Annotated in this window: 15 protein-coding genes, 1 tRNA gene and 1 pseudogene; 11 read left to right on the plus strand and 6 right to left on the minus strand. The window is 71.1% G+C overall.

Going from position 1 to position 22,874, the window contains the following annotated elements; translation table 11 throughout:
* Window positions 1–238 precede the first annotated feature (238 nt).
* Complete coding sequence (locus tag ACFYW9_RS23425) at window positions 239–2,890, plus strand: ATP-dependent RNA helicase (RefSeq protein ID WP_389153609.1); 2,652 nt, start codon at window positions 239–241, stop codon at window positions 2,888–2,890.
* On the opposite strand, the gene ACFYW9_RS23430 is transcribed toward ACFYW9_RS23425, so the two are convergent.
* The 3 genes from ACFYW9_RS23430 to ACFYW9_RS23440 all read right to left on the minus strand — a co-directional run bounded on the left by ACFYW9_RS23430 (window position 2,880) and on the right by ACFYW9_RS23440 (window position 5,929).
* Window positions 2,880–3,872: a DUF3068 domain-containing protein gene (locus ACFYW9_RS23430; protein WP_351872296.1), complete on the minus strand. Its 993-nt coding sequence runs from the start codon at window positions 3,870–3,872 to the stop codon at window positions 2,880–2,882. The two genes, ACFYW9_RS23425 and ACFYW9_RS23430, sit on opposite strands and share 11 nt — an antisense overlap.
* 25 nt (window positions 3,873–3,897) lie before the next feature.
* Window positions 3,898–4,032 (minus strand): SPW_0924 family protein, encoded by a 135-nt coding sequence (locus ACFYW9_RS23435; RefSeq protein ID WP_351872297.1) that lies wholly within the window; start codon window positions 4,030–4,032, stop codon window positions 3,898–3,900.
* Between the two features lie 166 nt (window positions 4,033–4,198).
* Complete coding sequence (locus ACFYW9_RS23440; protein WP_389153614.1) at window positions 4,199–5,929, minus strand: lytic transglycosylase domain-containing protein; 1,731 nt, start codon at window positions 5,927–5,929, stop codon at window positions 4,199–4,201.
* A gap of 240 nt (window positions 5,930–6,169) precedes the next feature.
* On the opposite strand from ACFYW9_RS23440, the gene ACFYW9_RS23445 reads away from it, so the two are divergent.
* Window positions 6,170–7,024, plus strand: coding sequence for a DUF4184 family protein (locus tag ACFYW9_RS23445; RefSeq protein ID WP_389153898.1), 855 nt, complete (start codon window positions 6,170–6,172; stop codon window positions 7,022–7,024).
* Here the strand turns inward: ACFYW9_RS23445 and ACFYW9_RS23450 are convergent.
* On the minus strand, window positions 6,945–7,721 hold the full coding sequence (locus ACFYW9_RS23450) for a hypothetical protein (RefSeq protein WP_389153617.1): 777 nt from the start codon (window positions 7,719–7,721) through the stop codon (window positions 6,945–6,947). The two genes, ACFYW9_RS23445 and ACFYW9_RS23450, sit on opposite strands and share 80 nt — an antisense overlap.
* A 185-nt stretch (window positions 7,722–7,906) precedes the next feature.
* Window positions 7,907–10,633 (minus strand): DNA polymerase I, encoded by a 2,727-nt coding sequence (polA, locus tag ACFYW9_RS23455; protein WP_389153620.1) that lies wholly within the window; start codon window positions 10,631–10,633, stop codon window positions 7,907–7,909.
* A 170-nt stretch (window positions 10,634–10,803) separates the two neighbouring features.
* Here polA and ACFYW9_RS23460 point away from each other — a divergent pair, with 170 nt between their 5' ends.
* The 7 genes from ACFYW9_RS23460 to ACFYW9_RS23490 all read left to right on the plus strand — a co-directional run bounded on the left by ACFYW9_RS23460 (window position 10,804) and on the right by ACFYW9_RS23490 (window position 21,026).
* Complete coding sequence (locus ACFYW9_RS23460; RefSeq protein WP_389153623.1) at window positions 10,804–13,083, plus strand: FdhF/YdeP family oxidoreductase; 2,280 nt, start codon at window positions 10,804–10,806, stop codon at window positions 13,081–13,083.
* A 60-nt stretch (window positions 13,084–13,143) separates the two neighbouring features.
* Window positions 13,144–13,605 (plus strand): hotdog fold thioesterase, encoded by a 462-nt coding sequence (locus tag ACFYW9_RS23465; RefSeq protein WP_326788392.1) that lies wholly within the window; start codon window positions 13,144–13,146, stop codon window positions 13,603–13,605.
* Window positions 13,606–15,080: 1,475 nt separating this feature from the next.
* Complete coding sequence (locus ACFYW9_RS23470) at window positions 15,081–16,289, plus strand: branched-chain amino acid ABC transporter substrate-binding protein (RefSeq protein ID WP_389153901.1); 1,209 nt, start codon at window positions 15,081–15,083, stop codon at window positions 16,287–16,289.
* 192 nt (window positions 16,290–16,481) lie between these two features.
* A complete protein-coding gene (locus ACFYW9_RS23475; protein WP_351872313.1) occupies window positions 16,482–17,414 on the plus strand; it encodes a branched-chain amino acid ABC transporter permease in 933 nt (310 codons plus the stop codon).
* A gap of 5 nt (window positions 17,415–17,419) precedes the next feature.
* Window positions 17,420–19,192 (plus strand): branched-chain amino acid ABC transporter permease, encoded by a 1,773-nt coding sequence (locus ACFYW9_RS23480; RefSeq protein ID WP_351872434.1) that lies wholly within the window; start codon window positions 17,420–17,422, stop codon window positions 19,190–19,192.
* 5 nt (window positions 19,193–19,197) lie between these two features.
* Entirely contained in the window at window positions 19,198–20,313 is a 1,116-nt protein-coding gene (locus ACFYW9_RS23485) for an ABC transporter ATP-binding protein (protein ID WP_389153628.1), read from the plus strand.
* Complete coding sequence (locus ACFYW9_RS23490) at window positions 20,310–21,026, plus strand: ABC transporter ATP-binding protein (RefSeq protein ID WP_351872319.1); 717 nt, start codon at window positions 20,310–20,312, stop codon at window positions 21,024–21,026. The genes ACFYW9_RS23485 and ACFYW9_RS23490 overlap by 4 nt, the downstream gene beginning before the upstream one ends.
* 110 nt (window positions 21,027–21,136) lie before the next feature.
* Here the strand turns inward: ACFYW9_RS23490 and ACFYW9_RS23495 are convergent, their stop codons facing one another.
* Window positions 21,137–21,793 carry a response regulator gene (locus ACFYW9_RS23495; protein ID WP_326788388.1) on the minus strand — a complete coding sequence of 219 codons (657 nt, stop codon included), beginning with the start codon at window positions 21,791–21,793 and terminating at the stop codon, window positions 21,137–21,139.
* Between the two features lie 101 nt (window positions 21,794–21,894).
* Here ACFYW9_RS23495 and ACFYW9_RS23500 point away from each other — a divergent pair.
* Together ACFYW9_RS23500 and ACFYW9_RS23505 are read left to right on the plus strand one after the other, a co-directional pair.
* Window positions 21,895–21,977 (plus strand) — tRNA-Leu (locus ACFYW9_RS23500).
* An 87-nt stretch (window positions 21,978–22,064) separates the two neighbouring features.
* A pseudogene (locus ACFYW9_RS23505) lies at window positions 22,065–22,856 on the plus strand (helix-turn-helix domain-containing protein).
* Window positions 22,857–22,874: the final 18 nt, after the last annotated feature.

The following is a 22,874-nucleotide window of genomic DNA, read 5'->3' on the forward strand; positions in this document are numbered from 1 at the left end:
GGGCCCGGCCGCCCCCCCCCCGCCCGCCCCCCCCCCCGGGCCCGCCCCCCCCCCCCCCCCCCCCCCCCCCCCCCCCCCCCCCCCCCCCCCCCCCCCCCCCCCCCCCCCACCCGTCGTCGCGGTGCCGGTTCATCGTGTCGCGGTGCCGCTTCGTCGCGTCACGCGTGCCGCCCGCGCGCGTGGGGGCTGTCCCGGAGTTCCTGCGCGGCCGGTTCGGCGCTCGTACGAGACTGGGGGCGTGATCCGTTACGAAGCCCTGGACGCGCTGCCCGTGCGCGGCGCCCTGCCCGCTGTGGACGATGCCCTGGAGGGGCACGGCGCCGCGGTGCTGGTGGCACCTCCCGGCACCGGCAAGACGACGCTGGTGCCGATGGCCCTGGCGGGCCTCCTGGACGACGGGCGCCCGGCGCGGCGGGTGGTGGTGGCCGAGCCGCGGCGCATCGCGGCTCGGGCCGCCGCCCGGCGGATGGCGTGGCTGCTGGGCGAGAAGGTCGGGGAGAGCGTCGGCTTCACGGTGCGCGGGGAACGGGTGGTCGGCCCGCACGCGCGCGTGGAGGTCGTCACGACGGGGGTCCTGCTCCAGCGGCTTCAGCGGGACCAGGAGCTCGCGGGCGTCGACGTGGTCGTGCTCGACGAGTGTCACGAACGGCATCTGGACGCCGACACGGTGGCCGCGTTCCTGCTGGACGTGCGGGCCGCGCTCCGGCCCGAGCTGCGGCTGGTCGCCGCGTCCGCGACGACGGACGCAGGGGGCTGGGCCCGGCTGCTGGGCGACGCGCCGGTCGTCGAGGCGGAGGGTGTCGCGTATCCGGTCGAGACGGTGTGGGCGCCGCCCGCGCGCCCCGTACGGCCCCCGCACGGGATGCGGGTGGACCCGGCGCTGCTGACGCATGTGGCGTCCACGGTGCGGCGGGCGCTGGCCGAGCGCTCGGGTGACGTCCTGTGCTTCCTCCCCGGGGTCGGGGAGATCGCGCGGGTGGCCGGGCAGCTGGGCGGTATCGGGGATGTCGACGTCCTTCAGGTGCACGGGCGGGCTCCGGCGGCCGTGCAGGACGCGGTGCTCACGGCCGGTGTGCGGCGCCGCGTGGTCCTTTCGACCTCGGTGGCCGAGTCGTCGCTGACGGTTCCGGGGGTGCGGGTGGTCGTGGACTCGGGGCTCGCGCGCGAGCCGCGGGTGGACCACGCGCGCGGGCTGAGCGCCCTGGCGACCGTACGGGCCTCGCAGGCGGCCGGGCGGCAGCGGGCGGGACGCGCCGGACGTGAGGCGCCGGGCACGGTCTACCGCTGCTGGGCGGAGGCGGAGGACTCCCGTCTGACGCGGTTCCCGGCCCCCGAGATCAAGGTGGCCGACCTGACGGCGTTCGCGCTCCAGGCGGCCTGCTGGGGCGATCCCGGGGCGACGGGGCTGGCCCTGCTGGATCCGCCGCCGGGCGGCGCGATGGCGGCGGCGCGGGCCGTCCTGTCGGCCGTGGGCGCGGTCGACGCCGCGGGGCGGGCCACGGACCGCGGTGTCCGCATGTCCCGCCTGGGACTGCACCCCCGGCTGGCGCGCGCCCTGCTGGACGCGACCCCGCTGGTGGGCGCGGCACGGGCCGCCGACGTGGTCGCCCTGCTGAGCGAGGAGCCCCCGCGCGAGTACGGCGACGACCTGGCCGCGGCCTGGCGCACCGCCCGGCGCGGCGGCGACGCCTATGCGGCCCGCTGGCGCGCCGAGTCCCGTCGCCTCCGCTCGTCGGCGGCCGGCCTCGCACCCGCCTCCACCTCGGCCTCCGCACCCGCACCCGCACCCGCACCCGGCCAGGCGTCCCCCTCGGGCTCCCCCGCCGTCACCTCCGGCTCCCCTTCCTCAGCGGCCTCCCCTGCCCCCTCCGTCTCCTCTTCCTCTCCGGGCCTGCGCGCCGGTGAGGCCGGGCCCGGGGACGACCGGGTCGTCGGGCTCGTCGCCGCGCTGGCGTTCCCCGAACGCGTCGCGCACCTGAGGGGCGGCTCCCACCTCATGGTCAACGGGACCCGGGCCGACGCCGGCGAGGGATCCGTCCTGCGCGGTGCTCCCTGGCTCGCGGTCGCCGTCGCCGACCGCCCCGTCGGCAGGGGGCACGCGCGCGTGCGGCTCGCGGCGGTGATCGACGAGCCGACGGCACGGCGGGCCGCCGCCGGCCTGTACGGCGAGGGCGACGAGGTCCACTGGGCCGGGGGCGATGTCGTCGCCCGGCGGGTGGAGCGGCTGGGGGCGGTGGAGCTGGCCGTGCGGCCGCTGCGCAAGGCGGACCCCGGGCTCGTACGGGGGGCGCTGCTCGAAGGGCTGCGGGAGGAGGGCTTCGGCCTGCTGCGGTGGTCGCCGGACGCCGAGGTGCTGCGGCTGCGGCTCGCGTTCCTGCGCCGGCGGCTGGGTGACCCGTGGCCCGACGTCTCCGGAGAGGCCCTTTACGCGCGCGTGGAGGAGTGGCTGGAACCGGAGCTGAGCCGGGCCGGACGGCGGGCGGACCTGGCGCGGATCGACGCCGGGCAGGCGCTGAACCGGCTGCTCCCCTGGGCCACCGGTGAGGCGGCCCGGCTCGACGAGCTCGCGCCCGAGCGGATCGAGGTGCCGAGCGGTTCGAGGATCCGCGTCGACTACACCGACCCGGCACAGCCGGTGCTCGCCGTGAAGCTCCAGGAGATGTTCGGGCTCCACGCCTCGCCCACCGTCGCCGGCGTGCCCGTACTCGTGCATCTCCTGTCCCCCGCGGGCCGGCCGGCCGCGGTGACCGCCGATCTCGCGTCCTTCTGGAAGGACGGCTACAACGGCGTACGGGCCGAACTGCGCGGCCGCTACCCCAAGCACCCGTGGCCCGAGGACCCGGCGACCGCCGAGCCGACGCGGTACACGAACGCGCGGCTCAGGCGCTGACGGGCTCGGGGTCGGCGGCCGGCGCCGGCGCGGGTTCGCCCGGCCTGCGGCCGCGGGCCTCCAGATACAGGGAGAGGGCCAGCAGGGCCGCGCCCAGGAGCAGGAAGCCCCAGGGGAGGTAGGAGGTCATCATCAGGACGAGGGTGCGGTTGGACTTGACGAGGTCGACCGTGTGCCGGATGTAGTCCTCGCGCATCTTCACGTCCCCGGAGAAGGCGGTCACCTTGTCCCGCCCTCCCAGGAGGGTGCCGCCGCGGAGTTCCTCCTTGTGGCTCTCCTCGCCGTAGACGGGTGCTCCGGTGACCGGCTCGACCCAGAACCTGCGGACGGTGGTGTACCAGCGGGTGGTGCCGGTCTCGGCGAGGGACTCGGGGGTGACGCCCTGGACGGGCATGATCTTGGGGAACTTCACCTTCGTCCAGGGGATGGTCTGCTCGAAGTAGTAGACCTTGACGCCCCGGAACGTCCGGGTGCCCTCGTAGTGGATGGGCGCCGAGGTGCGGGTCTGCGCGTCGAAGTACTCGTAGTCCCGTTTCTCGGTCCTGAAGGGCCACTTGAACTCGATGCCCTGACGGGTGACGGGGTCGCCGTCGACGGACTCGCCGGTGGCGTGGACGGGTTCCTGGCTGTGCGCGTCGAAGATGTAGCGCTCGGGGAGCTTGGAGACCATCTTCCCGTCGGGTCCCTGGACGTAGGACAGGGAGTCCCAGACGACGACGTCACGGCCCGCGGTCCGCTCGATCCGCTCGGAGGCCTCGACGTCGCCCTTGAGGGTCTGGACGACGGTGACCTTGGAGACCTTCTCGGCGGTCATGGTGCCGTAGTCGAGGAGGGTCGCGTCCTTCGCCTCCAGGACCATGTCCTGGTACTGGCCGGCGGGGATCTTGGCCAGGCGCGGGAAGGCGTACCAGCGCAGCAGCGGGGACAGCGCCGCGAAGAACACGGCGAGCGCGAGCAGGATCAGGCTTGCCTTGCGGCGCATCTCGACGGCCCTCCCGGTGCGTGCGTCAGGGGTGCTTGGGGACGGTGGTGAGCAGCGGCTTCGGCGAGGTGTGTCCGGCGGGCGAGCCCATGGCCGTGATGGTCAGGACCAGCGCGAGCGCCACGGCGAGACCCGTCGCGGCGGCGATGAGGGCACGCATGCGGGCCTCCCGGGGCCAGGAGCTGATACACCGTCAGGTCCGGCACCGTAGCAACGGCGGGGCGAGATGAGAACACGTCGCGCACACAACGGATCAGGGCGCCCGCGCGGCGTGAGCCGGGAGGGCGCCCTGGAGGCGAGCCGTGCCGCGCGGTGGCGGCTCCGTCCTAGGAGGCGGCGGGAGAGGCCGTGGCGGTGGCGGGAGCGGCGGCCACCGTCAGTTCGACGGTCAGCGTGGCCCCGCCCGTGGTGGTGATGCGGAGCAGGAAGGTGCCGGTGGTGTCGTCGGCGTACAGCTTCGGCAGCTTCAGCAGGCCGTCCGCGTCCGTGGTCAGGGCGGTGAGGGTGCGTACGGTCTTGCCGTCCGCGTCCTTGAAGTAGGGGCCCTTGTCGTTCTCGCCCGCGTCGTCGGCGGACTTGACCAGGGTCGCGGTCGCGGCGACCTTGCCCGCCGCGGCGCCCTTGTAGGTGGCCTTCACCTCGACCTGGTCGGCGAACTCGCCGCCCGGAACACAGGTCGGCACGGTGTCGGCGGTGCGGGCCAGGGCGTCCGCCTGGCGCGCGGTGACACTCGCCGTGTAGTCGAGGCCGGCCATGACGCGGCCCACCACGGTGACGCGGACCGTGAAGTCGCCCGTCTTCTCGCCCGCCACGAGCGCGGGCGCGCCGGCGATGCCGAGCCCGTTGGTGACCAGCGTGGCGACGCTCTCGCCGCCGGTGAAGGTGGCGTCGGTGTCACCGACGATCGTGAACCGCACCCGGACCTTCGCCACCGGCTTGCCGGCCTTGTCCTCGGTCCGCACGGCGATCTTCTGCGCGAACGTGTCCCCGGCGGTCGCCGTGACCTTCCCGGCGCCCATGTTCGTCAGGTGGTCCACCGTCTCGGTGGGCGTCGGCGTGGGCGTGGGCGTGCCCGTCGGGGGCTGCGTGGTCGGCGGGGCCGGGATGGCGGGAGGCGTCGTCCCCGGGGCGGGGCTCGACGGACCGCCGCCGGGCCGCGGGCCGCCCGGCGGGGACGGCTGCACGGGCGGGGGCGTGGGGCTCGGCGAGGCGGGCTCGTCGCTGTTGTGCGAGGGCAGCGCGCCGGTGCCGTCCGGCACCTCGTGCGTGCCCTTGCGGTAGTACTCCAGCCACGACAGGACGGTGTTGAGGTACGCCGTCGAGTTGTTGTAGCTGAGGATCGCCGCGTTCAGCTGCGCCTGGACCGCCATGTCGTGCTCGAAGCGGCACAGGTAGTGCCCGGCGGCCAGCGCCGCGTCGTAGATGTTGTTGGGGTCCTTCTTGCCGTCGCCGTTGCCGTCACGGCCCGACCACTCCCAGGTGGAGGGGATGAACTGCATGGGCCCGACGGCACGGTCGTAGGTGCTGTCGCCGTCGTACGCGCCGTTGTCGGTGTCCTTGATGTTGGCGAAACCGTAGCCGTTCAGGACCGGGCCGAGAATGGGCGACAGGGTCGTGCCGTTCGCGTCGACGCGGCCGCCGCGGGCCTGGCCCGACTCGACCTTGCCGATGGCCGCGAGGAGCTGCCAGGGCAGGTTGCAGGTCGGCTTGGACTCGCGCAGCGACGCCTCGGCCTGCTTGTAGGCGGCCAGCACGGTGGCCGGGATGCCCGCCTCGGCGGCGCCCGTGGCGGCGGGCGTGCCGCTTCCCGTGGTCGGCGCGGGGTTGGGGCTCTGCAGCGGCGGAAGGTCCGTGTAGTAGCGCCCGTTGCCGGTCGCGCTGCCGTCACCGCCCGTGTCGCCGGTGCCCAGGCCGAGGTCGGCGCCCGCCGACTGTCTGCCGTGGTCGTCGGTGATCACTCCCGGGGCCTGGGAGGCGGACAGAGCCGCGACCGCGGCCGCGGCCACAGCGGTGGTTGCCGCGCCCTTGCGCAGCCTCCTGCCGAATTGCGCCGCCATCGAGTGAACCCCTCCTACGGACGACCGGCGTGACCCGTCGCCTCTCAGTCCTGCGCTGCCACTGCCTCCGGCCGTGCTCCCCGCACGGCAACCCAGGCGACCCTACGACAACTTCCGTCGCCCAGGGACCTGTTCGCGCCCGGTATTCACCAGTTGGCCATGTACCGCCGTCCCGCATACTGGCCTCCGGTGATCAACCGGCCGGACATAGCCGGTCAACAGGAGACGCAGGGGGACGATTTGCCCTTCACCCTCAGTCACGCGGCTGCCGTACTGCCCGCGATCCGCGGGAACGGAAACGGCCGCGGCCGATTGGTTCCCGCCGTTCTCGTGGCGGGTTCCTTCGCTCCCGACCTGACCTACTACGCCGCGAGCGTAGTGCCCGGGGCGATGGAGTTCGGCACGTTCACCCACGCGTTCACCGGCGTGTTCACGGTCGATGTGCTGATCGCATGGACGCTGGCGGGTGCCTGGCTGGTGCTGCGCGAACCCCTGGTGGCGTTGATGCCGGCGGCACGACAGGGGCGCACGGCACAACTCCTGCGCTGTGGGGCCGCGCGCGAGCCGGTGCGCGCGCCGACCGTTCTGCGGTGGTACGCCTCCGCTGTGCTCGGCTCGCTGACGCATGTCGTGTGGGACGCGTTCACCCATCACGACCGGTGGGGGGTACGGCTGTTCCCCGTCCTCGGGGACAGCCTCGCGGGCTCGCCGCTCTACTGGTACGTCCAGTACGGCAGTTCGGCCCTCGCGGCCGTCGTGATCGTGACCTTCGTGGTGCTCGCGCTGCGCCGCGCACCGGACGGCCCCGCCGTCGCGGTGCCCGTGCTGTCCACCGCCGACCGGTGGCTGGCCGCGACGGTGATCGGCGGCCTCGCGCTGGCCTCCGCGGTACAGCGGGCGGTCCGCTGGTGGACGTACTGGAAATCCGTCGCGAAGCCGTGGGAACTCATCCCGACGCTGTGCTTCGGCGCGGGCGCCGGCCTGGTCCTCGGCCTCGGCCTGTACGTCGTCGCCGTCAGGACGTGGCGTCCCGCTCCGGCTCGTCCCGGTCCCGCGGCGGCGCGTACGGAGCCGAGCCGTCCCGCCGCTCGCTGACCGCCCGGCCGGCGGTGAGAGCGCGGAACAGACCACCGCCCCGGAAGAAGCCCCGGTGCACGGCTCGGGCGACCCGCTCGACGACGCGGGCACCGTAGGGCGTCGTCGGATGGTCGTACGACAGGACGATGACACGGTAGCTGCGGGCCGGACCGGTGAAGGAACCGATGCCGTGGACACGCCCGCCGTTCGCGGCCCGGGGCAGCCTGCCGGTCGAGATGTGCGTCCCCGGTCCGCGCGACGGACCGAAGAACACCCTCCGGGGCCGGATGTCACGCAGCCACGTGAACACCCGCGGGCGGCACGCGCCGGCCCTCAGGAACGCGCGGGCACCGGCGGCCACCGCCGGCCACCGCGACCGGTCACCGGCCGTCGTACGGGCCCCGCCGCCGCTCGCGCGGTCGGGCACCGACACCAGGACCGTACCCGGGCGCGCCGACAGGGCCGCCTGGAGATCGCGGGACAACCGGGCTCCGAAATCCTCCTCGCGGTCCTCGTCGCGGGAGGAACCGACGAGCCCCGGCAGCCGGGCGGTACCCGCTTCGGCCGCGACCGCGGGTACCGGAGCGAACAGCACCGGGACGACGGCCGCGGCCACCGTCGCGGTCGCGACCACCACGGTCGTGACCATGACCGTACGGCGGTGGAGCGTGCGCATACCCGTGGCCGTACGGCGGTGGAGCGTGCGTATACCCATGCCCGCATCCTTACGTCACCCTCCGGCCCGGGGCTCCTTGTGCGAGCCACGCGGGTGACGCCCCCGGGCACGCCACGCCCCCGCCCCGAGCCGCCCGGCGTACGGCCGGGAACGCCCGAGGGCCGTGTCCGCGGCACCGCGTGGTGCCACAGACACGGCCCTCGGCCGAAGGCGTCGCGCGCCGCCTAGTGCGCCGCCGACTCCCAGTCCCGGCCCGCGCCGACGGAGACATCCAGCGGGACGTCGAGCCGGACCGCGGACGCCATCTCGTGACGCAGCAGTTCCTCGGTCCGCTCACGCTCACCAGGAGCGATCTCCAGGACGATTTCGTCATGGACCTGAAGCAGCATGCGGGAGTCGAGCTTCGCCTCGCGCAGCGCCCGGTCCACGTTCAGCATCGCGATCTTCACGATGTCGGCGGCCGTGCCCTGGATGGGCGCGTTCAGGGCCATCCGCTCGGCCGCCTCACGGCGCTGGCGGTTGTCGCTGTTGAGATCGGGCAGATAGCGGCGGCGCCCGAAGAGCGTCGCGGTGTAACCCGTGGCCCGGGCCTCGTCGACCGCCCGGCGCAGATAGTCCCGCACCCCGCCGAACCGCTCGAAGTACGTGTCCATCAGCGCACGGGCCTCGCCCGCCTCGATGTTCAGCTGCTGCGACAGACCGAAAGCCGACAGCCCGTACGCGAGGCCGTACGACATCGCCTTGATCTTGCGGCGCATCTCGGCGTCGACCGCGGACCGCTCCACCGAGAACACCTGGGAGGCGACGGTGGTGTGCAGGTCCTCGCCGGAGGTGAACGCCTCCAGCAGCCCCTCGTCCTCGGACAGATGGGCCATCACCCGCAGTTCGATCTGGCTGTAGTCCGCGGTCATGAGGCACTCGAAGCCCTCACCGACGACGAAGCCGCGGCGGATCGCGCGGCCCTCGTCCGTGCGCACCGGGATGTTCTGCAGGTTCGGATCGGTCGACGACAGCCGGCCGGTCGCCGCGACCGTCTGGTTGTACGTGGTGTGGATACGGCCGTCCGCGGCGATCGACTTGATCAGGCCCTCGACGGTGACACGCAGCTTGGCCTGCTCACGGTGACGGAGCATGATCACGGGCAGTTCGTTCTCGGTCTGCGTCGCCAGCCAGGCCAACGCGTCCGCGTCCGTCGTGTAACCCGTCTTCGTCTTCTTCGTCTTCGGCAGGGCCAGTTCACCGAAGAGGACTTCCTGGAGCTGCTTGGGCGAACCGAGGTTGAACTCGTGCCCGGCGGCCGCGTGCGCCTCCTTCACCGCCTGCTGCACCGCGCCGGCGAACATCTGCTCCATGGCCTCCAGATGCGCCCGGTCCGCCGCGATGCCGTGCCGCTCCAGACGCGCCAGCAGGCTGGACGTGGGCAGCTCCATGTCCCGCAGCAGATCCGCCGCGCCGACCTCCTGGAGCCTCTCCCCGAACGCCTCCCCCAGATCGAGGACCGTCCGGGCCTGCGCCATCAGCGCGTCGGCCTCGGCCTGCTCGTCCGCACCGAACGCGAGCTGTCCGTCGGCCGCGGCGGCGGGCCCGAGCTCCCGGCCCAGATACTCCAGGGAGAGCGCGTCCAACGCGAAGGAACGACGGCCCGGCTTGACCAGATAGGCCGCGAGCGCCGTGTCCATCGTCACGCCCTCGATGCTCCAGCCGTGCTCGGCGAAGACCCGCATCGCACCCTTGGCGTTGTGCATCACCTTGTGCCGACCGGAGTCGGCGAGCCACGCGGCGAACGCGTTCTCGTCGGCCTCGTCCAGCCGGGACGGGTCGAACCAGACCGCCGGCCCCGCACCCGCCGCGAGCGCCACCTCGGCCACCGACCCCGAGCCCAGCGCCCACGAGTCGACCGTCGACACACCCAGCACCCCGGTGCCGTGCTCGGCGAGCCACGGCACCAGCTCGCCCGCGCCCAGCACCGCCCCGTCGATCTCCACACCCTCGGCGACCGGCCGCGCCTCCTCGGCCTCCGCGCCCCCCGGGTCAACGGCGAACAGCCGCTCACGCAGCGAGGGGTTACGGATCTCCAGCGTGTCCAGGACCATCGCCACGGCCGTACGGTCGTACGGGGCCCGCTCCAGGTCCGCCACCGTCCGCGGCAGCTCGACGTCCTTGACCATCTCCGTGAGACGGCGGTTGAGCTTCACCGCCTCCAGGTGGTCGCGCAGGTTCTGCCCGGCCTTGCCCTTGACCTCGTCGACGCGCTCGACCAGCTCCGCGAACGAACCGAACTGGTTGATCCACTTCGCGGCCGTCTTCTCACCCACACCGGGAATGCCCGGCAGGTTGTCCGACGGGTCACCGCGCAGCGCCGCGAAGTCCGGGTACTGCGCCGGCGTCAACCCGTACTTCTCGAAGACCTTCTCCGGAGTGAACCGGGTCAGCTCGGAGACACCCTTCGTCGGGTACAGCACCGTCGTGTGCTCCGAGACCAGCTGGAAGGAGTCCCGGTCACCCGTGACGATCAGCACCTCGAAGCCCTCGGCCTCGGCCTGGGTGGCGAGCGTCGCGATGATGTCGTCGGCCTCGAAGCCGTCCACCGCGAACCGCTGCGCGTGCATCGCGTCCAGCACCTCGCCGATCAGCTCGACCTGCCCCTTGAACTCGTCCGGGGTCTTCGACCTGTTCGCCTTGTACTCGGGGAACTCCTCGGAACGCCACGTCTTGCGCGAGACGTCGAACGCCACCGCGAAGTGCGTGGGCGACTCGTCGCGCAGCGTGTTCGCCAGCATCGACGCGAAACCATAGATGGCGTTCGTCGGCTGACCCGTCGCGGTGGTGAAGTTCTCCGCGGGCAGCGCGAAGAACGCGCGGTAGGCCAGGGAGTGCCCATCCATGAGCATCAGGCGCGGGCGGCCCGTACCTGCGGTTTTCTCGGTCTGCTTCGATGCTGTCTCTGCCACACCCCCGATCCTGCCACGGCCCGCTGACAACGAGAGCCCTCCCGGCCCGGCACACCCCCTCCCCGCCCCGCGTTCCCACAACCCACGGCCTTCGCCGTCGGCCACGCGTGCGAGGATCGAAGAGGTACGAACACACGCACACCGACGTGCGCACGCGAAGGGGTTCAGCGATGGCCAGCAAGCCGCCGAAAAGCGATCCGGTCCAGGACGCGCCGCGGGTAGCCGAACCCAAGCACGCCGCGGCCGGGCTCCCCGCCATCGGACACACCCTGCGCATCGCCCAGCAGCAGATGGGCGTCCGCCGCACCGCCCTCACCCTCCTGCGCGTCAACCAGAAGGACGGCTTCGACTGCCCGGGCTGCGCCTGGCCCGAACCCGAGCACCGGCACGCCGCGGAGTTCTGCGAGAACGGCGCCAAAGCCGTCGCCGAGGAAGCCACCCTGCGCCGGGTGACCCCCGACTTCTTCGCCGCGCACCCCGTCTCCGACCTCGCCGGCCGCAGCGGCTACTGGCTCGGCCAGCAGGGCCGCCTCACCCACCCCATGTACCTGGCCGAGGGCGCCGACCACTACGAGCCCATCGCCTGGGAACGCGCCTTCGACATCGTCGCCGAGGAACTCGCCGCGCTCGGCTCCCCCGACGAAGCCCTCTTCTACACCTCGGGCCGCACCAGCAACGAGGCCGCCTTCCTGTACCAGCTCTTCGCCCGCGAGCTCGGCACGAACAACCTCCCCGACTGCTCGAACATGTGCCACGAGTCGTCCGGCTCGGCCCTCAACGAGACCATCGGCATCGGCAAGGGCAGCGTCCTGCTCGACGACCTCTACCGAGCCGACCTGATCATCGTCGCCGGCCAGAACCCCGGCACGAACCACCCGCGCATGCTCTCCGCCCTGGAGAAGGCCAAGGCCAACGGCGCGAAGATCATCACCGTCAACCCGCTGCCCGAAGCGGGCATGGAACGCTTCAAGAACCCGCAGACCCCCCAGGGCATGGTCAAGGGCGCCGCGCTCACCGACCTCTTCCTCCAGATCCGCCTCGGCGGCGACCAGGCTCTCTTCCGCCTGCTGAACAAGCTGATCCTCGACACCGAGGGCGCGGTCGACGAGACGTTCGTCGCCGAACACACCCACGGCTTCGAGGACTTCGCCGAGGCCGCCCGCGCCGCCGACTGGGACGAGACGCTCACCGCGACCGGCCTCACCCGCGACAGCATCGACGAGGCACTGAAGATGGTCCTCGCCTCGCGGCGCACCATCGTGTGCTGGGCCATGGGCCTCACCCAGCACAAGCACTCCGTCCCCACCATCCGCGAAGTCGTCAACTTCCTGCTCCTGCGCGGCAACATCGGCCGCCCCGGCGCCGGCGTCTGCCCCGTCCGCGGACACTCCAACGTCCAGGGCGACCGCACCATGGGCATCTTCGAACGGCCCGCCCCCGCCTTCCTCGACGCCCTGGAGAAGGAGTTCGGCTTCAAGCCGCCCCGCGAACACGGCTACGACGTCGTACGCGCCATCCGCGCCCTGCGCGACGGCGACGCGAAGGTCTTCTTCGCCATGGGCGGCAACTTCGTCTCCGCCTCCCCCGACACCGACGTCACCGAGGCGGCGATGCGACGGGCCCGGCTGACCGTCCACGTCTCCACCAAACTCAACCGCTCGCACGTGGTCACCGGCGCGCGCGCCCTCATCCTGCCCACCCTCGGACGCACCGAACGCGACCTCCAGGGCAGCGGCGAGCAGTTCGTGACCGTCGAGGACTCCATGGGCATGGTGCACGCCTCACGCGGCCGCCTGGAGCCCGCGAGCCCCCGCCTGCTGTCCGAGCCCGCCATCGTCGCCCGCCTCGCCCGCAGGGTCCTCGGCGAGGCCAGCCGCACCCCCTGGGAAGAGTTCGAGAAGGACTACGCGACCATCCGCGACCGCATCGCCCGCGTGATCCCCGGCTTCCAGGACTTCAACGCGCGCGTGGCCGACCCCGCCGGCTTCGCCCTGCCCCACGCCCCCCGCGACGAACGCCGCTTCCCGACGGCCACCGGCAAGGCCAACTTCACCGCCGCACCCGTCGAACACCCCGAACTCCCCGAAGGCCGCCTGCTCCTGCAGACCCTGCGCTCGCACGACCAGTACAACACCACCATCTACGGACTCGACGACCGATACCGGGGCATCAAGAACGGCCGCCGGGTCGTCCTCGTCAACCCCGACGACGCCCGCGAACTGAAGATCACGGACGGCTCGTACGTCGACCTCGTCGGCGAGTGGAAGGACGGCGTCGAACGACGCGCCCCCGGCTTCCGCGTCGTGCACTACCCCACCGCCCGCGGCTGCGCCGCCGCCTACTACCCCGAGACCAACGTCCTGGTCCCCCTCGACTCGACCGCCGACACCAGCAACACCCCTGCCAGCAAGTCCGTGGTCGTCCGTCTGGAACAATCGACAGCCGACTGAGCGTTCGCTCAGCAAGGACATCCACGACGAAGTGGTCCACGACGAACGGAGCCGGGCGCCATGGGCGAACAGCACACCCCGAAGTTCCCGCAAGGGGTCATCGACGAGTACGCCGCACTCGGTGTCGACCTGCCCGCCCTCTTCTCCGCGGGCCACCTCGGCAACCGCATGGGCGTCCAGATCACCGAAGCCTCCGCGGACCGCGTCGTGGGCACCATGCCCGTCGAGGGGAACACCCAGCCCTACGGCCTCCTCCACGGAGGAGCCTCCGCCGTCCTCGCCGAGACCATCGGCTCCGTCGGCGCCATGCTCCACGGCGGCATCACCAAGATCGCCGTCGGCGTCGACCTGAACTGCACCCACCACCGCGGCGTCCGCTCCGGCCTCGTCACCGGCGTGGCCACACCCGTCCACCGCGGACGCACCTCGGCGACGTACGAGATCGCCATCACCGGCGAGGACGGCAAGCGCGTCTGCAGCGCCCGCCTCACCTGCATCCTCAAGGACGCACCCCAGAGCTGACACCCGCACGGCCCCGGGGCGCCGCGAAGCCCTCCGGGGCCGCACGGACCCCCGAGGCGCTCCCAGGCCCTCCGGGGCACGCGGATTCCCGGGGTGCCCTCAATCTCTCCGGGGAGCGAACCCCCCCAGGGCAGCCGGGGGCCTCCAACGCACCCAGGGGGCCTCCAGAGCGCCCCGAGGCGCTCCGGGACGCCCGGCCCGCCGGAGCCGCTCCGAGGCCCTCCGGGTGACACACGGCCCCTCCGAGCCGCCCCGAGGTGCTCCGGGACACACGAACCCTCGGAGCCGAGGCTCTGCAGGGCACGCGGCCCCCGAGCACCATGAGGCGCGCGAACTCCGCCGGTCCCGCCGAGGGCCTCCTGCCGCCCGGCCCTCCCGAGCCCTCCGGCTTCCCCGGCCCGTCCCCGGCCCACCCCGCACTCCAGGGCCACGAAAGTGTTCGCCGAGCTCCACGGGTTCACGGACCGTCAGAGGCTCGCAGCCGGCCTCTCCAGAGGTTCGCCGCCCCCTCCGGATCCACGGATCCGCCGAAGTCCGACCCTCCACCCCTCGGCGCCCGTTGGGACGCGTCCCACCCAGGGCCCGGACCGTCATCGCTATCGCAACCGGCACCCCGTCACCCGCCTCGGCCACCGCCCGTGACCACCGAGCGCACAGCCCACCGCCGCAACCGCCCCGGCGGCACGCGCGCATCCTTCCGCTTCGCGGTCGGCGCCACCCGCCGCACAGCCGCCGGCGCCCGCCAAGTAGGCACCGGAACCGCCGAGTTGAGCGCGAAAACCCACCCCCCGCTGCCACTGACAGTGAAGGCCGGAAACCCCCGCCTCATCGCCTTGCGCGGCGCCGTATACAACCGCGCCGGGCCGCCGCACGCCATCGAGGCCCCCCACCCCGACCTGCCCGTCCACGACAACAACGCACAGCAACAGCAAAGCCTCACTTCGGCGGCACACGGCCGCTCGGCCCGAGGGCCGCACCACGCGGTCCCGGCCGCCCCAACAAGCTCTTCCCCGCACCCACTTCACCCGGCCAGGGCACCGGCCACCGCATCACACGGCGGTAACAGTCGGTTACCTCTGCCGCAATAAAGCAATCCCCGCGCCGCGAGCCGCACCGCACCGCGCTCCGAGCGGCTCCCCGAACCGCCACCACACGTACAGCTTCCGGTATCCACCATCAACCCGGAACAGCGCGTTCTCACCATGCGAACACACAACCGTCCCCGGCCGACACGTCGAAATGCTCCGATCGTCCGCCCCGCACCCCGCGAGGCACCCCCCGGATAACAAGAGCGTCACAGCCTTCCCCACGCTCCTCCCCACCCCCCCAACCTGCGCTTATAGTCACGGCCAGTCACCGCGCCGCCGGGCGCGTCACTGCACGGCCCTGCTTCATCCAGTACGGCCCGGCGAGAAACACGGCCCCCACCCTGGGGTGCCGCGCCAGGGAGAGGATTCAACGTGCGACAGCGTTCTATGGTCATACTCACCGCCGTGCTCACGACAGGGGCACTCACGCTGACCGCCTGCGGCTCGCGCGACGACAGCGGCGAGGGCAAGGGCAGCGACAAGAAGACCGAGATCATCATCGGTGTCGACGCCCCGCTGACCGGCGCGAACTCCGCCACCGGCCTCGGCATCCAGGGCGGCGTCCAGATCGCCGTCGACGACGCCAACAAGAACAACACCGTTCCCGGGGTGACGTTCAAGGTCCAGGCGCTCGACGACAAGGCCATCCCGGCCACCGGTCAGACGAACGCCACCCAGTTCGTCACGAACAACAAGGTCCTCGGCGTCGTCGGCCCGCTGAACTCCGGCGTCGCCACCCAGATGCAGCAGGTCTTCGCCACCGCCAACCTGGTCGAGATCTCGCCGTCCAACACGGCCCCCGAGCTCACCCAGGGCAAGAACTGGCAGACCGAGAAGACCCGCCCGTTCAAGACCTACTTCCGCACCGCCACCACCGACGCCCTCCAGGGCGGCTTCGCGGCCGAGTACGCCTACGGCACCCTGAAGAAGCGCAAGGTGTTCGTGGTCGACGACAAGCAGACCTACGGCGCCGGCCTCGCCAAGCTCTTCAAGGCCGGCTTCACCAAGGCCGGCGGCAAGGTCGCGGGCGAGGACCACGTCAACACCGGCGACACGGACTTCTCGGCCCTCGTCACCAAGATCAAGAGCGCCAAGGCCGACCTGGTCTACTACGGCGGCCAGTACGACGAGTCGGAGAAGCTCACCAAGCAGCTCAAGGACGGCGGAGTCAAGATCCCGCTGTTCGGTGGTGACGGCATGTTCACCCCGACCTACATCGAGACCGCCGGCAAGACCTCCGAGGGCGACCTCGTCACCTCGGTCGGCCAGCCCGTCGACTCCCTGCCCTCCGCCGCCGAGTTCATCAAGAAGTACAAGGCCTCCGGCCTCAAGGGCGACTACGGCACGTACGGCGGCTACTCCTACGACGCCGCCACGGCCATCATCAAGGCCATCGGCAACGTCGTGAAGGACGGAAAGGTCCCGACCGACGCCCGCGCCAAGATCGTCGCCGAGGTCCAGAAGACCAAGTTCGACGGCATCGCCGGCCCCGTCGCCTTCGACGACTTCGGTGACACCACCAACAAGCAGCTCACCGTCTACCAGGTCGTCGACGGCAAGTGGAAGGCCGTCAAGAGCGGCACGTTCAACGGCTGATCCGCAACACCTGGGCCACTCCGGCGGATCGGTCCGAATCCAGGCACGGCGCCCGACGGCATCGCAAGCCCGGTCCGATCCTCCGGACGGCCCTCAGCACAACCCCAGGGCCGCGCGGCCACGACCACACGTCACCGCGCGGCCCGCTTCATACGCCCTGCTCAACTCTCCCCACCACATGGAGGCCATGCGGTGAACACCCTGCCGCAGCAGCTGGCCAACGGGCTGTTCCTCGGCTCGATGTACGGGCTGATCGCCATCGGCTACACGATGGTGTACGGCATCGTCCAGCTCATCAACTTCGCCCACGGCGAGATCTTCATGACCGGCGGCTTCGGCGCACTCACGGTCTACCTGTACGTTCTGCCAAACGGCACATCCATGTGGATAGCCCTCCCTGCGATGCTGATAGGCGGAGGACTCGTCTCCGTCCTCATCGCCGTCGGGGCCGAACGCTTCGCCTACCGGCCACTGCGCGGAGCGCCTCGCCTCGCCCCCCTCATCACCGCGATCGGCCTGTCCCTCGCCCTGCAGCAGGTCGTCTTCAACGGGTTCCCGGACGCCAAGACGGACATCACGTTCCCGCAGCTCCCCTTCGGGACCCTGCACATCGGCTCCGTCAGCATCCAGAGCGGCTCCGTCTTCATCATCGTCGCCGCCCCCCTCTGCATGGCGGCCCTCGCCCTGTTCGTCAGCCTCTCCCGCACCGGCCGCGCCATGCAGGCCACCGCGCAGGACCCTGACACCGCGCAGCTCATGGGCATCGACACCAACCGCATCATCGTCATCGCCTTCGCCATCGGCGGCTTCTTCGCCGCCGTCGCCGCCGTCGCCTACGGCCTGCGCTACGGCACGGTGAAGTACGACATGGGCTTCCAGATGGGCCTCAAGGCCTTCACCGCGGCCGTCCTCGGCGGCATCGGCAACATCTACGGCGCCATGATCGGCGGCCTCGTCCTCGGCCTCGCCGAGACCATGGCCACCAGCTACATCGACGGCATCCCGGGCATGGAGCAGCTCGGCGGCGGCGGCTGGTCCTCCGTCTGGGCCTTCGTACTCCTCATCCTCGTACTGCTGTTCAGGCCACAAGGCCTAGTCGGCGAACGCGTCGCGGACAGGGCGTGAGCACCATGGCAACCACCGAGACCACCGCCTCCGAGCGCGGCCTGATCGCCCTCCCCGAGAGCGCCGCCCGCGCCCTCGTCCTCACCGGCGCCGTCGCCACCATCGCCAGCACCTTCATGGCCTGGACCTACACGTCCGACTTCCCCGGGGACCTCACCTACTACGGCTCCCCGGCCGGACTCCAGATCCTCGCCCTCGTCGCCGGCGCCCTCACCCTGCTCTACACCCTGACCCTCTGGAACGTCCGCGGCCTCGGCTGGCTCAACCCGGCGGGCGCCACCCAGCCCGTCGTCCTCGCCGCCGCCTCCGCGTTCGCCGTGAGCTGGTTCAGCGCCATCGCCATCGCCGTCGACCTCAAGGGCCTCGTCGCACTCGACCCCGGCGCCTACGTCGCCGCCGTCGGCTCCCTGATCGCCCTCCTCGGCACCCTGGCACTCCCCAAGCCCGGTGACACCTTCAAGGACTACGTCACCAAGCCCGACCTCATCCCCCCGGCCGCCAAACTGGCCGGCTGGGTCGAGCGCCTCGTCATCACCGGCGCCACCGCCTTCGCGCTGCTCGTCTTCACCTACGGCATCGGCGTCGACCCCGAGGCAAGCGAAACGTTCCTGGGCTACCTGCTCCTCGTCGTCCTCGGCGCCTGGGCCCTGCTCACCGCCGGACTCTTCGACCGCTTCGCCCAACTGAACGCCCGCCACAAGGGATTCGCCACCACCATGGCGTTCCTCGCCGCGGCGATCTTCCCCTTCGTCGAGAAGAACGAGTACAACGCCAACCTCGGCGTGAACATCCTCGTCGTCGGAACCGTCGCCCTCGGCCTCAACATCGTCGTCGGCCTCACCGGACTCCTCGACCTCGGATACGTCGCCTTCCTCGGCGTCGGCGCCTACGCCGCGGCCCTCGTCTCCGGCTCCGAGTTCTCCCGCTTCGCCGGCGTCCAGTTCCCCTTCTGGGCCGCCATGCTCACCGGCATGGCCGCGTCGCTCGTCTTCGGCGTCCTCATCGGCGCCCCCACCCTGCGACTGCGCGGCGACTACCTCGCCATCGTGACCCTGGGCTTCGGAGAGATCTTCCGCATCGCCGTCAACAACATGGACGGCGTCTCCGGACCCAACATCACCAACGGCCCCAACGGCATCTCCATGATTCCCGACCTCGAGATCTTCGGGTTCGACTTCGGTGCCAGCCACACCATCGCAGGCCTCACCCTCGCCCGCTTCGCGAACTACTTCCTGCTGATGCTGCTCATCACCGCGCTCGTCGTCGTCGTGTTCAACCGCGCCGCCGACTCCCGCATCGGCCGCTCCTGGATCGCCATCCGCGAGGACGAGACCGCCGCCACCGCCATGGGCATCAACGGCTTCCGCGTCAAGCTCATCGCCTTCGCCCTCGGCGCCTCCCTCGCCGGCCTCGCCGGCACGGTCAGCGCCCACGTCGGCTACAGCGTCAACCCGGCCCCGTACCAGTTCGCCGGCTCCGTGCCCCCGAACTCGGCCTTCCTGCTCGCCGCGGTCGTCCTCGGCGGCATGGGCACCGTCAACGGACCGATCCTCGGCGCCGCACTGCTCTACCTCCTCCCGGAGAAGCTCGGCTTCCTCAAGGAGTACCAGCTCCTCGCCTTCGGCATCGCGCTCGTCATCCTCATGCGCTTCCGCCCCGAAGGCATCATCGCCAACCGTCGCAACCAGCTCGAATTCCACGAGGGCGACGACACCGTCCACATCCCCGAACAAGGCCTGCCCGACTCCACCGTCGGCGTCACCAAGGCAGGGGCGTAACCAACATGACCACCACCACAGCCCCCAGCCCCGTCCTCGAAGCCACCGGCGTCACCATGCGCTTCGGCGGCCTCACCGCCGTACGCAACGTCGACCTCACCGTCAACAGCGGCGAGATCGTCGGCCTCATCGGCCCCAACGGCGCGGGCAAGACCACCTTCTTCAACTGCCTCACCGGTCTGTACGTCCCCACCGAGGGCAAGGTCGCCTACAAGGGCAGGGTGCTGCCCCCCAAGCCGCACCTCGTCACCAGCGCAGGCATCGCCCGCACCTTCCAGAACATCCGGCTCTTCGCCAACATGACCGTTCTGGAGAACGTGCTCGTCGGACGCCACACCCGCACCAAGGAAGGCCTCTGGTCCGCCCTCCTGCGCGGCCCCGGCTTCCGCAAGGCCGAAGCCGAATCCCGCGAACGCGCCATGGAACTGCTGGAGTTCATCGGCCTCGCCCACAAGGCCGACCACCTCTCCCGCAACCTCCCCTACGGCGAACAGCGCAAGCTCGAGATCGCCCGCGCCATGGCCAGCGAGCCCGGCCTGCTCCTCCTGGACGAGCCCACCGCGGGCATGAACCCCCAGGAAACCCGCGCGACCGAAGAACTCGTCTTCGCCATCCGCGACCGCGGCATCGCCGTCCTCGTCATCGAGCACGACATGCGCTTCATCTTCAACCTGTCCGACCGCGTGGCCTGCCTCGTCCAGGGCGAAAAGCTCGTCGAGGGAACGTCCGACGTCGTCCAGGGCGACGAGCGCGTCATCGCCGCCTACCTCGGCACCCCCTTCGAGGGCGCCCCCGGCCAGGAGGAACTCGCCGAGGTCGAAGCCGCGGAAGCCGCCAAGTCCGAGGCCGTGACCGAGGACGCGACGGAGACCGAGGACGCCGCCGAGACCCCGGCAGCCACCGAGGCCGAGGACGCGGGCGAAGCCACCGCGACCGAGGAAGCCGAAGAGACCGCGGACCCCGCCGAGGAGACCGAGGAAGCCCCCGAGGCCGAAGAAACGTCCGACGCCCCCGAGGCATCCGACGACTCCGACGCCCCCGAAGCCTCCGAGACACCCGCAGCGTCCGACGACTCCGACGCCCAGGGCAGCAGCACCAGCAAGGAAGGAAACGCCCAGTGACCGCACTGCTCGAGGTCGAAGACCTCAAGGTCGCCTACGGCAAGATCGAAGCCGTCAAGGGCATCTCCTTCACCGTCGAAGCCGGCCAGATCGTCACCCTCATCGGCACCAACGGCGCCGGCAAGACGACGACCCTGCGCACCCTCTCCGGGCTCCTCAAGCCCAGCGGAGGCCGCATCCTCTTCGACGGCCAGCCCCTCGCCAACGTCCCCGCCCACAAGATCGTCGCCCTCGGACTCGCGCACTCCCCCGAGGGACGCCACATCTTCCCCCGCCTCTCCATCCTGGAGAACCTCCAGCTCGGCGCCTTCCTGCGCACCGACAAGGCGGGCATCGAGAAGGACATCCAGCGCGCCTACGACCTCTTCCCCATCCTGGGAGAGCGCCGTAAGCAGGCCGCCGGCACCCTCTCGGGCGGCGAACAGCAGATGCTCGCCATGGGACGCGCCCTCATGTCCCAGCCCAAGCTGCTCATGCTCGACGAACCCTCCATGGGCCTCTCGCCGATCATGATGCAGAAGATCCTCGCCACCATCGCCGAACTCAAGGCGTCCGGTACGACCATCCTGCTCGTCGAGCAGAACGCCCAGGCGGCGCTCTCCCTCGCCGACCAGGCCCACGTCATGGAGGTCGGCAGCATCGTCCTCTCCGGCACCGGCCAGGACCTCCTCCACGACGAGTCCGTCCGCAAGGCGTACCTCGGCGAGGACTGATCCACCGCGGCCCGGCCGCACACGCGAAGAGGCCCGCACCTCCGTCAGGGGTGCGGGCCTCTTCCGTCCGCCACTTCGACGCGGACCAAGCTCTGCTGCGGGGCCAGGTGCTAGCCCTTCGCCGCCTTCTTCTCCTCGGCGTCCTCGATGACCGCCTCGGCCACCTGCTGCATCGACATACGGCGGTCCATCGACGTCTTCTGGATCCACCGGAACGCCGCCGGCTCCGTCAGGCCGTACTCCGTCTGCAGAACCGACTTCGCACGGTCCACCAGCTTGCGCGTCTCCAGACGCTGCGTGAGATCCGCGATCTCACCCTCCAGCGCCTTCAGCTCCGCGAACCGGGACACCGCCATCTCGATCGCCGGCACCACGTCGCTCTTGCTGAACGGCTTCACCAGGTACGCCATCGCGCCCGCGTCACGGGCCCGCTCGACGAGGTCGCGCTGCGAGAACGCGGTCAGCATCAGCACCGGGGCGATCGACTCCTCGGCGATCTTCTCCGCCGCCGAGATGCCGTCCAGCTTCGGCATCTTGACGTCGAGGATCACCAGGTCGGGCTTGTGCTCCCGGGCCAGCTCGACGGCCTGCTCACCGTCACCGGCCTCGCCTACTACGGTGTAGCCCTCTTCTTCGAGCATCTCTTTGAGGTCGAGGCGGATCAGCGCCTCGTCCTCGGCGATGACGACACGGGTCGTCAGCGGAGGCACGTGCGACTTGTCGTCGTCGGGCGCGTCTACGGGCTGGGGCGACTCGGGGGCGGTCACGGGGGCTCCTCATTGCGGGCCGGGCAGGTAGTGCTGCTTAAGAAGACTACCTAGCGGCGGCGCGCTGCGATGACCCGGTATGCTTCCGCAGAGCCACTCACGCCGGGTTGGTGGAAGGGTATACACGGAGGTCTCAAACACCTCTGCCTGAGAGGGCTTGCGGGTTCGAATCCCGCACCCGGCACAGATCATCGCAAAGCGGAGGTCCACGTTCTCGTGGACCTCCGCTTTTTGCTGCACACGGTGACGATCGACAACACACAGTGTTCACATGAACGCGCATGGAACTGAAGTACGACAGAAGGCTCTCACCCTGCTCCGCGACGGGGCCAAGAACACCGACGTGGCACGACGGTTCGGCGTTCCGCCGGGAACGGTCAGCTACTGGAAGCACGTGGACCGAGTCAAACGCGGCGAGCCGGTCACCATTCGCCCGTCGCTTCTCTGCCCGAGGTGCGACGGCCGTGACCTCGACAAGGCCTCGTACAGCTATCTCCTCGGCCTGTATCTGGGCGACGGGCACATCAGTCACTACGCGAAGCACAAAGTGCCCAGCCTCATGATCACCCTCGACGACGCCTGGCCGGGTATTCAGGACGGCACGGAACGCGCCCTGCGGGCCGTGTTCCCCCACAACGCCACGTGCCGTGTGCCGAAGCAAGGGCGCACACAACATCAAGGTGTATTTCAAGCACCTCGACTGCCTGTTCCCGCAGCACGGCCCCGGCAAGAAGCACGAGCGCCCATCGTCCTCGAACCCTGGCAGCAGGAGATCGTCGACGCCCACCCCTGGGAGTTCGTCCGGGGGCTCATCCACTCCGACGGGTGTCGCATCACCAACTGGACGACCCGACTCGTCGGCGGCGAGCACAAGCGTTACGAGTACCCCCGGTACTTCTTCACCAATGTCTCGGACGACATCCGGCAGCTCTTCACGGACACCCTGGACAGGCTCGGCGTCGAGTGGACGCACTGCACCCGCAACGGCAACCCGTACAACATCTCGGTCGCCCGCAAAGCCTCCGTAGCTCTCATGGACGCCCACGTCGGCCCCAAGCACTGACCAGGAAGGGCCCCTCGG

Source organism: Streptomyces sp. NPDC002698 (genome assembly GCF_042888945.1).
Classification (GTDB): Bacteria; Actinomycetota; Actinomycetes; order Streptomycetales; family Streptomycetaceae; genus Streptomyces.